A 13,557-nucleotide genomic window follows, 5' to 3' on the forward strand; every position below is an offset into this window, starting at 1 on the left:
TTGCAGGGGTGCAGCCGGGGCCGGCGCAAGCCGTCGCCCCATGCGCTGATGTTCAGTGATTCGAGGACAGCGCGTTCGACAGCAGGCGGGCCGTGATGTCGACGATCGGGATCACGCGGTCGTAGGCCATGCGCGTGGGGCCGATGACGCCAAGCGAGCCGACGATGCGGCCATCGACCTCGTAGGGCGCGGTGATCACGCTGCAGCCATCGAGCGGGGCAAGGCCGGACTCGCCGCCGATGAAGATCTGCACGCCCTCGGCGCGTTTGGACAGGTCGAGCAGCTGCATCAGCCCGGTGCGCTGCTCGAAGAGCTTGAACAGCTCGCGCAGCCGCGACATGTTCGAGGACAGGTCTTCGACGTCGAGCAGGTTGGTCTCGCCCGAGATGACGTAACGCGTTGCGTTTTCCTCCGCGGCCTGGCTGCCGGCGTCGACGGTGGCCGTCATCAGCTCGGTCATGTCGCTGCGCAGCTGTCGCAGTTCGTCGGTGAGGCGGTGGCGGATCTCGTCGAAGGACAGGCCGGCGAAGTGTTCGTTGAGGTAAGCCGCGGCGCCGCTCAGCTCGCCCGTCGTGTACGCGCGGCGGGTGATGAGGATGCGGTTCTGCACATCGCCCGCGGTGGTGACGATGATCAGCAGCACGCGGGTCTCGGCGAGTCTTATGAACTCGAACTGGCGGATGCGCACCGCATCCTTGCGCGGTGCGACGACGATGCCGGCAAACTGGGTAAGCTCAGACAGCAGGTGCGAGGCTGAGTTGAGCAGGCGCTGCGGCTGGTCGGGCAGCAGCTGACCCTCGAGTGCGCGCACCCGGGAATTCTCGAGCGGTTGCACGGTAAGCAGGGAGTCGACGAAGAAACGGTAGCCCAGTGCGGTCGGGATCCGCCCCGCAGAGGTGTGCGGACTGGCGATGAAGCCCATCTCCTCGAGGTCGCTCATCACGTTGCGCACGGTCGCGGGCGACAGCTCCAGGCCGGAGTAGCGCGACAGGGCGCGTGAGCCCACGGGCTGACCGTCCGCGATGTAGCGTTCGATCAGGGTTTTCAGCAGGATCTGGGAGCGTGCGTCGAGCGAGGTCATGGCAGTCGCAAACTATACTGCGAATTGGCGTGGATTGCCGTGGGTGTGCGTGCAAGGCGCTGCCCGGCGCAAGCTTGCGAGGGCGGCTCGGAGGACTTGGACCGACGGCGCGGCGATGCCAGCGCGCTGCACGATTGTGGTTTAATCCGCGCTCATGAGCACCGAGTTCCGCACCCTTGCCCTGATCGGCAAATACCAGAGTCCCGACGTCGCCGAGTCGGTGTTGACCATTGCACGTTTCCTGCGCGAGCGCGGTCTGCAGGTGTTGATCGAGCAGGGTACGGCGAGTTCAATCGGCGGTGCGCAGGACTTTCCCGTCGCCAGCTACGAGCATATCGGCGCCGAGGCCGATCTCGCGGTGATCGTCGGTGGCGACGGCAGCATGCTGCACAGCGCGCGCCGGCTGATCGAACACGGCGTGCCGCTGGTCGGCGTCAATCTGGGGCGCCTTGGTTTTCTCACCGACATCTCGCGCGCCGACGCCTGCGAGCGCCTGGGCGAGATGTTGTCCGGACGCTACACCGAAGAGACGCGCTTCATGCTCGACGCCGAGGTCTTGCGCGCTGGCGTGCGCGTGTTCCACACCCTGGCGCTCAACGACGTGGTGGTCAACAAGGGCGACCTCGGGCGCATGATCGAGTTCGACCTGTCGATCGATGGCGAATTCGTCTACACCCAGCGCTCCGACGGCATGATCGTGTCCACGCCGACCGGCTCGACCGCCTACGCGCTGTCGGCCAATGGCCCGATCCTGCACCCGAGCGTCGGGGGCATCGCACTCGTTCCGCTGTGCCCGCATGCGCTGACGGCGCGCCCGATCACCCTGCCTTCGTCCTGCCGCATCGACATCGAGTTGCTGCCGCCGCAGGACGCCCGCGTGCATTTCGATGGCCAGACGCGCTTCGATCTGCGTGCCGGGGATTGCGTGCGCCTGTCGCGCTCGTCGCGCTCCCTGCGCCTGTTGCACCCCGAGGGCTACAGCTACTTCGCCATGCTGCGCCAGAAGCTGCACTGGAGCGCAACGCCGCGCAACTGATCCGACATCCGTGCCGGTGACGTTATGGGCGCTGCGGTCCGCCTCCGTCAATCGGCTGCCTCGTCCGGCCTCCACGGGCTGTCACCTCCAAACCGTCGAAACCTTCAAACAGCCGAATCCACCATGCTGCGCAGCCTCACCATCCGCGACTTTGTCATCGTCGATCGCCTCGAGCTGGAGTTCCAGGCCGGTTTTGGTGCGCTTACCGGCGAGACCGGCGCCGGCAAGTCGATCCTGCTCGATGCGCTCGGCCTCGCCCTGGGTGGGCGTGGCGAAGCGGCGATGGTGCGCGCCGGGCGCGAACGCGCCGACGTCGCGGCCGAGTTCGATCTGCCCGCGGAAGGCAGCCTGCTCGCCTGGCTACGCGAGCAGGACCTGCCGGCGGAGGAGGGCATGGTCATCCTGCGGCGCACGATCGACGCCGGCGGGCGCAGCCGCGCCTGGATCAACGGCAGCACGGTGACGCTGGCGCAACTGCGAGCGGCAGGCGAGTGGCTTGCCGACATCCATGGACAGCACGCCCATCACGCCCTGTTGCGCGCCGACGCGCAGCGCGCCTTGCTCGACGCCTATGCGGGCGCCGTTCCGTTGGCGGCCGAGGTGGGGGCGCTGCATCGCGAATGGCAGCGCCTTGTGCGCCTGCGGCGCGAGGCCGAGGCCGATTCGGCGAGCTCGGCACGCGAGCGCGAACTCCTTGCCTGGCAACTGCGCGAGCTCGACGAACTCGGCTTCGAGGCCGGCGAGTGGGAGGAAACCAACCTCGAGCACAGCCGCCTTTCGCATGCGGCCGGCCTGATCGAGGGCGCGGACGAAACGCTCGCCGTGCTCGGCGAGGGGGACATGGCCGTGTGTTCGATCCTGCGCCATCTCGACAGCCGCATGGCTGCCCTCGCCGACTACGACGCCGGGCTGGCGGACGTGCGTGAGTTGCTGTCGGCGGCAGCCATCCAGGCGGACGAGGCGCTGCATGCGCTGCGTCGTTATCGTGACCGCCTGGATCTCGATCCGCAGCGCCTCGCCGAGATCGAGCAGCGGATTGCAGCGGTGATGGACATGGCGCGCAAGTACCGTGTCGCCCCTGAGCAATTGCCTGAACTGCGCGAGCAGTGGGCGGCGCGCCTCGCCACCCTGGAGGCGACCGCGGATCCGCAGCGGCTGGCGCAGGAAGAGGGCGCCGCGCGCGCAGCCTTCGATGCCGCCGCGGCGCGCCTGAGCGCAATGCGGGCACCGGCCGCGCGGCGCTTGTCCGACGAGATCACCGATGCCATGCAGACGCTGGCCATGGCGGGCGGGCGTTTCGATGTCGCGCTCGAGCCCTGCGAGCCGGCGCCGAGCGGCGTGGAAACCGTGGAGTTCAGGGTTGCGGCCAACCCCGGACAGGCACTGCGCAGCATGGCCAAGGTGGCTTCGGGGGGCGAACTTTCACGCATCGGGCTGGCGATCCAGGTCATGAGCAGTCGTGATTCCGCGGTGCCGACGCTGATCTTCGACGAGGTCGATGTCGGCATCGGCGGCCGCGTCGCCGAGATCGTCGGCAAGCTGCTGGCCCGGCTCGGCAAGGACCGTCAGGTCTTGTGCGTGACCCACCTGCCGCAGGTCGCCGCCTGTGCCGACTGGCAGTGGCGCATCGCCAAGCGCGAGCAGGCGGGCGAGACCATTAGCGAGGTGGTCGTGCTCGATGGCGAAGGCCGCGTGGAAGAAATTGCGCGCATGCTCGGTGGTGTCAGCATCACCGCGACCACACGCGAGCACGCGGCGGAGATGCTCGGCCAGCGCTGAGCGGCGTTTGCGCCGCCGCCGCTGCTGGCGTCCCCGTCAGCCGCCTTGGTGGCCGCCGTCGCGGTTGGGGCAGTTCTCGCGCTTGCAGTCGGCGTAGATGTAGAGCGCATGCTCACGGATCGCAAAGCCGCGCTCTTCGGCGATCCTGTTCTGCCGGCGCTCGATCTCGGCGTCGAAGAACTCCTCGACCTTGCCGCACTGCATGCACACCAGATGGTCGTGGTGGCCGCCCTCGTTGAGTTCGAACACCGCCTTGCCCGACTCGAAATAGTGGCGCTCGAGCAGGCCCGCCTGTTCGAACTGGGTCAGCACGCGGTACACGGTGGCCAGGCCGATGTCCATGCCTTCGTTCATCAGGGCACGATAGACATCCTCGGCCGTCAGGTGGCGCTGATCCGAGCTCTGGAACAGGTCGAGGATCTTCAGCCGCGGATAGGTCGCCTTCAGGCCGATGCTTTTCAGGTTCTTCGAATTGTCGGACATGGGAGCCTGGGGACGTGAGGAGGGCGGCATAGCAGAAGATGAGTCGTCGTGAGCGGCGCCGGCAGTGAGCCTCATGTCGAGCGGGCGCCTTGCAAAGACAGCCTATGTTATATTTTTTACCCCCTTCTGAGAACTGCGACCCCGTCGCGCCAGGCCCGAAACCCTCCATGCGTTCCTATCTCGCTGCGACGCTCGTCGCCTCCGGCCTGCTGGCCGGCTGCTCCTTCGATTCTGCCGTCGGCATGGTCAATCCCTACCGCATCGATGTCCGCCAGGGCAACTACGTCGATCAGGAGATGCTGTCCCAGTTGCGTCGCGGCATGTCGCGCGACCAGGTGCGCTTCGTGCTCGGCTCGCCGCTCGTGGTGGACATGTTCCGCGATGACCGCTGGGATTACGTCTATCACCATCGGCCTGGCCGCGGGCAGCCCGAGCAGCGGGTGATCTCGGTGTTCTTCGTCGATGAGGTGCTCGACCGCATCGAGGGGGATGTCGAGGTTGCCGCCGATGCGACCAGCGCTGGCGAGGTGCAGCCGCGCACGCGTGTGGTCGAGGTGCCGGGCCCTGCCGGGCGAGACTGAGCTCGCCGCGGCGGCACAAGCCACCTCGTTTCTGCCCGCCAGATTTCGGCGGGCGCGTCAATTTCAGGAATAGAGTTCCATGTCCGACATTCGAGTAGCCATCGCCGGGGCATCCGGCCGCATGGGCAGGATGCTGATCGAGGCCGCGCTCAGGGAAGAGGGGGTCGCGCTCGGCGCGGCCTTCGATCGCCCTGGCACACCGTTCATCGGTCGCGACGCCGGCGAGATGGCCGGGGTGCACACGGGCGTGTCGATCAGCGACGATCCGGGGGCCGCCATTGCCCAGGCCGATTGCGTGATCGACTTCACCCGGCCCGAAGGCACGCTTGCCCATCTGAATCTGGCGCGCGAGCTGGGCAAGGCGGTGGTGATCGGCACCACCGGTTTCGACGCCGCCGGCAAGGCAGCGATTGCCGACGCGGCATCGGCGATCCCGGTGGTGTTTGCGCCCAACATGGCGGTGGGGGTCAATGCGGTGTTCAAGCTGCTCGAGGTCGCCGCCCGCATTCTCGCCGAAGGCTATGACGTCGAGGTGATCGAGGCCCACCACCGCTTCAAGGTCGATGCGCCGTCGGGTACCGCCTTGCGCATGGGCGAGGTGGTCGCGCGCGAGCTTGGTCGCAGCCTCGACGAATGCGCGATCTACGGACGCGAGGGGCACACGGGCGAGCGCAAGGCCGAGACCATCGGCTTCTCGACGATTCGCGGCGGCGACGTGGTCGGCGACCACACCGTGCTGTTCGCCGGCATCGGCGAGCGCATCGAGATCACGCACAAGTCGGGCAGCCGCATGCCCTACGCCCTGGGGGCGATGCGCGCGGCACGCTTCCTCGCGGGACGCAGGCAGGGACTGTTCGACATGCAGGACGTGCTCGGCTTGCGCTGACCATGCCGACCAATGGGGAGCCGCCTCTCGATCCTGAGGAGGCGATGGCCGAGCTTGCCAGGGCGCGCAGGCATCTCGAACTGGTGCAACGCAACATCGGTGCGGGCGTGTGGGAGCTCGACCTGGGTAGTGGCAGGCTCGAGTTCGGGTCTGGCCTGTTTGCGGCGCTGGGGCTGGACCAGGACCAGGCCGACGAGTGGCTGTCCTTCGTGCAGGACGAGGATCGCGAGGCCTTGCGCGAGTGCTTGACCGCGCACCTGCGCGGTGACGCGCCCGAGCTGTTCGCCGAGGTCCGGGTGCGCGCGGGCGATGGCAGCTGGCACTGGGTCGAGGTGCGTGGCCAGGCCGGCGGGCGCGGTGCCGATGGGCGCTGGCAGCGCGTGGCAGGCACCCATCGCGACATCACCGAACGCAAGCGGCGCGAGCTTGAGCTGCTCGAAGCCAAGGAGGCGGCAGAGGCGGCGAACCGCGCCAAGGGCGACTTCCTCGCCAATATGAGCCACGAGATCCGCACGCCGATGAACGGCATCATCGGCATGACCGATCTGCTGCTCGATTCGGGCTTGGTCGGCGAGCAGCGCGAGTACCTGCAGACGGTCAAGTCATCGGCCGAAGCCCTGCTCACCATCATCAACGACATCCTCGATTTCTCGCGCATCGAGGCCGGTCGGCTCAACGTGGAGTCGATCGACTTCTCGATCACGTCGGTCATCACCGAGACCGCGCGGGCGCTGGCGCTGCGGGCCAGCCAGAAGGGTGTCGAGCTCTTCCACGACATCGCTCCCGACGTGCCGGCGGTGCTCAGAGGCGACCCCACGCGGCTGCGGCAGATCCTGATGAACCTGATCGGCAATGCGATCAAGTTCACCGACAAGGGCGAGATCGAGGTCGTCGTGCGGGCCACGGCGGCGGCGGACGGGGTGGCGCTGCAGGTCGAAGTGCGCGACACGGGCTGCGGGATTGCGCCGGACAAGCTGGAGACGATCTTCGGTGCCTTTTCCCAGGCCGACACCTCGACCACGCGCAAGTACGGCGGAACGGGCCTCGGTCTGGCGATCACCCGTCACCTGGTGGAGCTGATGCATGGTCGCATCGAGGTCGACAGTCAGCCCGGACGGGGCAGCAACTTCCGCTTCTCGCTGCCGCTTGAGCGCGTCGCCGATGCACGGCCGCGGCACGCGTCTGACCTGCGCGGCGCGCGCGTGCTGGTCGCCGCGCGCAATCCTGCCTTTGCCGCCATGCTCTGCCGGCTGCTGGAGGCGTTGGCGCTGCGGCCGCAGCCCGCGACCAGCGCCGATGCAGTGCTCGCCGCGCTCGTTTCGGCCCGCGATGGCAGTGATCCGTTCGACTTCCTGCTGATGGATGCGGACATGCCCGAGCCTGCGGGCTTCGCACTGGCGCAGCGCTTCGCGGATGCGGATGCCCGGCTCGATCGGCTGATCATGATGCTGCCCAGTCATTCCCAGCGCAACGATGCCGCTCGTTGTGCCGACATCGGCTTGCCGTTCCGCCTCGCCAAACCCTTCTCGCGCGACGACCTGCTCGACGTGCTGGGCCTCGCACGCCGCGGCGGCGGCGCTGGCGGCGGCGAAAGCGTGGACGATGCGGGCTTCGCGCTCGAGCCCCCACGCCTGCCCGAGGACGGCGCGGTCGAGCCTCAGGCCGCCGAACACCTTGATGTCCTGGTGGTGGAGGACAATCCGGTCAACCAGACCGTCGCGCAGCGCATCCTGGAGCGTGCGGGCCATCGGGTGACGCTCGCCAATAATGGCGAGGAGGCCCTCGAGGCGTTCGACAGCGGTCGTTTCGATCTCATCCTGATGGACGTGCAGATGCCGGTGATGGGCGGCATCGAGGCCACCCAGGCGATCCGCGCGCGCGAGGCGAGGCACAGCTGGGTGGTGCAGGGCGACTGGCGGCCGATGCCGATCATCGCCATGACCGCGCACGCGATGGAAGGCGACCGCCAGCGCTGCCTCGATGCGGGCATGGACGACTATGTTTCCAAGCCGATCCGTCCCGACGACTTGTTCGCGGCCATTGCGCGGGTGTCCGAACCCGGTGGCGAGGCCGACGAGCAGGGCAGTGACATCAGCCTGCTCGAGCTGGGCGACGCAAACCGTCGCCAGATCGCATGCCTCGATGAGGCGCGGGCGATGTTCGAGGGCGACGAGGCCGTGGTGCAGCAACTGGTAAGCGTCTTCCTGCGCGACCACGACCGCCTCGTGGGCGAGCTTCAGCACGCCGCAGCGAGCCTGGATTTCAGGCACTTGCGCGAACTCGGTCATGCGGTGAAGGGTTCGGTCGGGCTGTTCTCCGCAAATCGTGCGGTCGAGGCGGCGAAGCGGCTGGAGGAGCTGGCGCGCGCCAACGACCCGGAGGCGGCGACCTCGCAGGCGCGCGTGCTGATCGGTGAGCTGAACCTGTTGAGTCAGGTGCTGCGCTCGGAACTCGCCGAAGCGCGCTGAACCTGGCGGCGCACCGCGTTCGACACGTCGGCGGCGCGCGGGGGTGGGTCGATCGGCCCTGCGCCGGTTTGCCTTCAATCTCGCGAAAATATACAATTTGCGGGTTTGTAAGCGGGATCGGCCCCGAGGCCCGTCCCGCTTTTTGTACATATCGGGTGTGCGCGTCGTGTGCGCCCCGGATCATCAAGCTGAATCCAGGAGCTTCTCGTGAGTGCATACCCGTCCGCCCTTCTTGCGCTTGCCGACGGAACGATCTTCCACGGCAAGGGTATCGGCGCGGTTGGCAGCACGGTTGGCGAGGTCGTGTTCAACACCTCGATGTCGGGTTATCAGGAGATCCTGACCGACCCGAGCTATTCCCGCCAGATCGTCACGCTGACCTATCCGCACATCGGCAACACCGGTGTCAATGCCGAGGACGTCGAGTCCACCCGCGTGCATGCGGCCGGCCTGGTCATTCGTGACCTGCCCCTGCTGCCGTCGAACTTCCGCATGAGCCAGCGCCTCGATGCCTACCTGCGGGGCGAGAAAGTGGTCGCCATCGCCGGGCTCGACACCCGCAAGCTGACCCGTGTGCTGCGCGAGAAAGGCGCCCAGGCGGGTTGCATCGTCACCGCCGCCGAGGGCGAAACCCTCAATGCCGAGACGGCCGTGGCGCAGGCGCGCGGCTTTCCCGGCCTGGCCGGCATGGATCTCGCCAAGGTCGTCAGCGCCACTGAACGCTACCAATGGAAGCAGGGCGAGTGGGCGCTCGAGGGCGGTTATGCCGACCGCAGCGAGGGCCGCTTCCACGTCGTCGCCTACGACTTCGGCGTCAAGTTCAACATCCTGCGCATGCTCGCCGAGCGCGGCTGCCGCCTCACGGTGGTGCCCGCACAGACGCCCGCGGCCGAGGTGCTGGCGCTCAATCCCGATGGCGTCTTCCTGTCGAACGGCCCGGGCGACCCCGAGCCCTGCGACTACGCGATCGAGGCGATCCGCGAGATCGTCGCCTCCGGTACGCCGACCTTCGGCATCTGCCTGGGCCACCAGTTGCTGGCGCTGGCCTCCGGTGCAAAGACCATGAAGATGGTCACCGGCCACCATGGTGCCAACCACCCGGTCAAGGATCTCGACACCGGCAAGGTGCTGATCACCAGCCAGAACCATGGCTTCGCGGTCGACCCCTCGACCATGCCGGCCAACCTGCGCGTCACCCACGTGTCGCTGTTCGATGGCACCAATCAGGGCATCGCGCGCACCGACGCGCCGGCCTTCTCCTTCCAGGGCCACCCGGAAGCGAGCCCTGGCCCGCACGACGTCGCCTATCTGTTCGACCGCTTCATCAGTCTGATGGACGCCGCTCAGTAACACACGGCACGCGGCGGAAGGCATCCCGCCGCAACCCCTGCCACCTCCCGTATCGGACGCGCGCGCAGCCTGCGCGCCGTCGTGGAATCATCGAGGCAAGACAATGCCGAAACGTACAGACATCAAGAGCATCCTGATCATCGGCGCCGGCCCGATCATCATCGGCCAGGCCTGCGAGTTCGACTACTCCGGCGCCCAGGCCTGCAAGGCCCTGCGCGAGGAGGGCTACCGCGTCATCCTGGTGAACTCGAACCCGGCGACGATCATGACCGACCCCGAGACGGCCGACGTCACCTATATCGAGCCGATCACCTGGCAGGTCGTCGAGCGCATCATCGACAAGGAGCGCCCCGACGCCATCCTGCCGACAATGGGCGGCCAGACGGCGCTAAACTGCGCGCTCGACCTCGGCCGCCACGGCGTGCTCGCCAAGTACAAGGTCGAGCTGATCGGCGCCTCCGAAGAGGCCATCGACAAGGCCGAGGACCGCCTCAAGTTCAAGGACGCGATGACCAAGATCGGCCTTGGCTCGGCGCGCTCGGGCATCGCCCACAGCATGGAAGAGGCCCTGCAGGTGCAGGGCGGCATCGGCTTCCCGGTCATCATCCGGCCGAGCTTCACGCTCGGCGGCACCGGCGGCGGCATCGCCTACAACATGGAAGAGTTCCACGAGATCTGCAAGCGCGGTCTCGAGGCCAGCCCGACCAACGAGCTGCTGATCGAAGAGTCGCTGCTCGGCTGGAAGGAGTACGAGATGGAGGTCGTGCGCGACCGCGCCGACAACTGCATCATCGTGTGCTCGATCGAGAACCTCGACCCGATGGGCGTGCACACCGGCGACTCGATCACCGTCGCGCCCTCGCAGACGCTCACCGACAAGGAATACCAGATCATGCGCAACGCCTCGATCGCGGTACTGCGCGAGATCGGGGTGGATACCGGGGGTTCGAACGTGCAGTTCGCCATCAACCCCCAAGACGGTCGCATGATCGTCATCGAGATGAACCCGCGTGTGTCGCGTTCGTCGGCGCTGGCGTCCAAGGCCACCGGCTTCCCGATCGCCAAGGTCGCGGCCAAGCTGGCGGTGGGCTACACGCTCGACGAGCTCAAGAACGACATCACCGGCGGTGCCACGCCGGCCTCCTTCGAGCCCTCGATCGACTACGTCGTCACCAAGATCCCGCGCTTCGCCTTCGAGAAGTTCCCGCAGGCCAACGACCGCCTCACCACCCAGATGAAGTCGGTGGGCGAGGTCATGGCCATGGGTCGCAGCTTCCAGGAGTCCTTCCAGAAAGCCCTGCGCGGCCTGGAAGTGGGCGCCTACGGCCTGGACGAGATCGAAGCCGACAGTGCCGATCTCGAGCACGAACTGTCGAGTGCCGGCCCGCAGCGCATCTGGTACGTCGGCCAGGCCTTCCGCGAAGGCATGACGCTCGAGCAGGTGCATAACCTGAGCAAGATCGATCCCTGGTTCCTCGCCCAGATCGAGGACATCGTGCTGTCCGAGAAGGCGCTCGCCGGCCGCTCGCTGAAGGCGCTGCAGGCGCCCGAACTGCGCGAGCTCAAGAGGAAGGGATTCTCCGACCGGCGTCTGGCCAAGCTGCTCAATGCCGACGAGACCGCGGTACGCCTGCATCGCCATGCGCTCGGCGTGCGCCCGGTGTTCAAGCGCGTGGACACCTGCGCGGCCGAGTTCGCCACTTCCACCGCCTACATGTATTCGTCCTACGAGGAGGAGTGCGAGGCCCGTCCGACAGACAAGAAGAAGATCATGGTGCTCGGCGGCGGTCCCAACCGAATCGGCCAGGGCATCGAGTTCGATTACTGCTGCGTCCACGCCGCACTCGCCCTGCGCGAAGACGGCTACGAGACGATCATGGTCAACTGCAACCCCGAGACCGTGTCGACCGACTACGACACCTCGGACCGCCTGTACTTCGAGCCGATCACGCTCGAGGACCTGCTCGAGATCGTGCACATCGAGAAGCCGGTCGGCGTGATCGTCCAGTTCGGCGGCCAGACCCCGCTCAAGCGCGCCCAGGCGCTGGCCGACAACGGCGTGCCCATCATCGGCACCAGCCCCGACATGATCGACGCCGCCGAGGACCGCGAGCGCTTCCAGAAGCTGCTCAACGACCTCGGTCTGCGCCAGCCGCCCAACCGCACCGCGCGCACGCCGGAAGAGGCCGTGCGCCTGGCGGCCGAGATCGGCTACCCGCTGGTGGTGCGCCCGTCCTACGTGCTGGGCGGCCGTGCGATGGAGATCGTGCATGAGCAGAAGGACCTCGAGCGCTACATGCGCGAGGCGGTCAAGGTCTCCAACGAGTCGCCGGTGCTGCTCGACCGCTTCCTCAACGATGCCACCGAGGTCGACGTCGACGCACTGTCCGACGGCAAGCAGGTGATGATCGGCGGCATCATGGAGCATATCGAACAGGCCGGCGTGCACTCGGGCGACTCCGCCTGCTCGCTGCCGCCCTATACGCTGTCGGCCGCGCTGCAGGACGAGCTGCGCCGCCAGACCGAGGCCATGGCCCGTGCCCTCAACGTGGTCGGCCTGATGAACGTGCAGTTCGCGATCCAGGGCGAGGGCGACAACGCGGTCGTCTACGTGCTCGAGGTGAACCCGCGCGCCTCGCGGACCGTGCCCTTCGTCTCCAAGGCCTGCTCGCTGCCGCTGGCCAAGGTCGCGGCGCGCTGCATGGCGGGCCAGAGCCTGGCCAGCCAGGGCGTCACCGGCGAGATCGTGCCGCCCTACTACTCGGTCAAGGAGGCGGTGTTCCCGTTCGTGAAGTTCCCGGGTGTCGACACCATCCTCGGCCCGGAGATGAAGTCCACGGGTGAGGTGATGGGCGTGGGTCGCAGCTTTGCCGAGGCCTTCGTCAAGAGCCAGATCGGCGCCGGCGTCAAGCTGCCGACCTCGGGCACGGTCTTCATCAGCGTCAAGCCGAGCGATCGTCCGGTCGCCGTCGAGGTCGCGCGCGAACTCCACGACCTCGGTTTCACCTTGGTCGCGACCCGTGGCACCGCCTCGGTGATCGAGGCCGCCGGCATTCCGGTCGCCGTGGTCAACAAGGTGAACGAAGGCCGCCCGCACATCGTCGACATGATCAAGAACGAGGAACTCGTCATGGTCATCAACACGGTCGAGGAGAAGCGCCAGGCGATCACCGACTCGCGTTCGATCCGCACCAGCGCGCTCGCCGCCAAGCTGTCGATCTTCACCACCATCGAGGGCGCGCGCGCCGCGTGCATGGGCATGCGTCATCTGGCGGGCGGGCTCGAGGTCTATTCCGTGCAGGGCCTGCACCAAGAACTGAATCAGCAAGCATGAACAAGACCCCGCTTACCGTTGCCGGCGCAGAGAAGCTGCGCGCCGAGCTCCATCGCCTGAAGACGGTCGAACGCCCGAACGTGATCGCGGCCATCGCCGAGGCACGTTCGCACGGCGACCTGTCCGAGAACGCCGAGTACGAGGCCGCGAAGGACCGTCAGGGCTTCATCGAAGGCCGCATCATGGAGGTCGAGTCCAAGCTGGCGAACGCCCAGATCATCGACCCCAAGCTGCTCGACGCCGACGGCCGTTGCGTGTTCGGTGCCACGGTCGAGCTCGAGGACATGGACTCGGGCCAGGTCGTGACCTATCAGATCGTCGGTGACGACGAGGCCGACATCAAGGACAACAAGATCTCGATCAGTTCGCCGATCGCGCGTGGCCTCATCGGCAAGTACGCCGGTGATGTCGCCGAAGTGCAGGCGCCGGGTGGCGTGCGCGAGTTCGAGATCATCGACGTGCGCTACGTCTGAGCCCAGCGCGCGCTCAGGGCATGAAAAAAGGCGGTGCGCTGCACCGCCTCGTGCTTTCCGGATGCCGCCCTGGCAAGGGCGGCCGG

The 13,557-nt window shown here is 67.2% G+C and carries 10 protein-coding genes; 8 read left to right on the forward strand and 2 right to left on the reverse strand.

Annotated features, from left to right (window positions below):
* Positions 1 to 52: 52 nt before the first annotated feature.
* Positions 53 to 1,081, reverse strand: coding sequence for a heat-inducible transcriptional repressor HrcA (gene hrcA, locus PLC66_RS07740; RefSeq protein WP_324539054.1), 1,029 nt, complete (start codon positions 1,079 to 1,081; stop codon positions 53 to 55).
* Positions 1,082 to 1,235: 154 nt separating this feature from the next.
* Between hrcA and PLC66_RS07745 the strand changes: the two genes are divergently transcribed.
* Positions 1,236 to 2,117, forward strand: a complete 882-nt coding sequence (locus tag PLC66_RS07745) for an NAD kinase (protein WP_324539056.1) — start codon at positions 1,236 to 1,238, stop codon at positions 2,115 to 2,117.
* A 123-nt stretch (positions 2,118 to 2,240) separates the two neighbouring features.
* Positions 2,241 to 3,896: a DNA repair protein RecN gene (gene recN, locus PLC66_RS07750; protein ID WP_324539058.1), complete on the forward strand. Its 1,656-nt coding sequence runs from the start codon at positions 2,241 to 2,243 to the stop codon at positions 3,894 to 3,896.
* Between the two features lie 36 nt (positions 3,897 to 3,932).
* Here the strand turns inward: recN and fur are convergent, their stop codons facing one another.
* Complete coding sequence (gene fur, locus PLC66_RS07755) at positions 3,933 to 4,379, reverse strand: ferric iron uptake transcriptional regulator (protein ID WP_324539060.1); 447 nt, start codon at positions 4,377 to 4,379, stop codon at positions 3,933 to 3,935.
* A 167-nt stretch (positions 4,380 to 4,546) separates the two neighbouring features.
* Between fur and PLC66_RS07760 the strand changes: the two genes are divergently transcribed.
* From PLC66_RS07760 to greA, 6 genes are all read left to right on the forward strand, one after another.
* On the forward strand, positions 4,547 to 4,960 hold the full coding sequence (locus PLC66_RS07760; RefSeq protein WP_324539062.1) for an outer membrane protein assembly factor BamE: 414 nt from the start codon (positions 4,547 to 4,549) through the stop codon (positions 4,958 to 4,960).
* Positions 4,961 to 5,039: 79 nt separating this feature from the next.
* Complete coding sequence (gene dapB / locus PLC66_RS07765) at positions 5,040 to 5,846, forward strand: 4-hydroxy-tetrahydrodipicolinate reductase (protein ID WP_324539064.1); 807 nt, start codon at positions 5,040 to 5,042, stop codon at positions 5,844 to 5,846.
* Positions 5,847 to 5,848: 2 nt separating this feature from the next.
* Positions 5,849 to 8,314 carry a response regulator gene (locus tag PLC66_RS07770; protein WP_324539066.1) on the forward strand — a complete coding sequence of 822 codons (2,466 nt, stop codon included), beginning with the start codon at positions 5,849 to 5,851 and terminating at the stop codon, positions 8,312 to 8,314.
* Positions 8,315 to 8,521: 207 nt separating this feature from the next.
* Positions 8,522 to 9,664 (forward strand): glutamine-hydrolyzing carbamoyl-phosphate synthase small subunit, encoded by a 1,143-nt coding sequence (gene carA / locus PLC66_RS07775; RefSeq protein WP_324539067.1) that lies wholly within the window; start codon positions 8,522 to 8,524, stop codon positions 9,662 to 9,664.
* A gap of 103 nt (positions 9,665 to 9,767) precedes the next feature.
* Complete coding sequence (gene carB / locus PLC66_RS07780; RefSeq protein ID WP_324539069.1) at positions 9,768 to 12,998, forward strand: carbamoyl-phosphate synthase large subunit; 3,231 nt, start codon at positions 9,768 to 9,770, stop codon at positions 12,996 to 12,998.
* Complete coding sequence (gene greA, locus PLC66_RS07785) at positions 12,995 to 13,471, forward strand: transcription elongation factor GreA (protein WP_324539071.1); 477 nt, start codon at positions 12,995 to 12,997, stop codon at positions 13,469 to 13,471. The genes carB and greA overlap by 4 nt, the downstream gene beginning before the upstream one ends.
* The last annotated feature ends 86 nt before the right edge of the window (positions 13,472 to 13,557 follow it).

Source organism: Thauera sp., from assembly GCF_035444905.1.
Taxonomy (GTDB): domain Bacteria; phylum Pseudomonadota; class Gammaproteobacteria; order Burkholderiales; family Rhodocyclaceae; genus Thauera.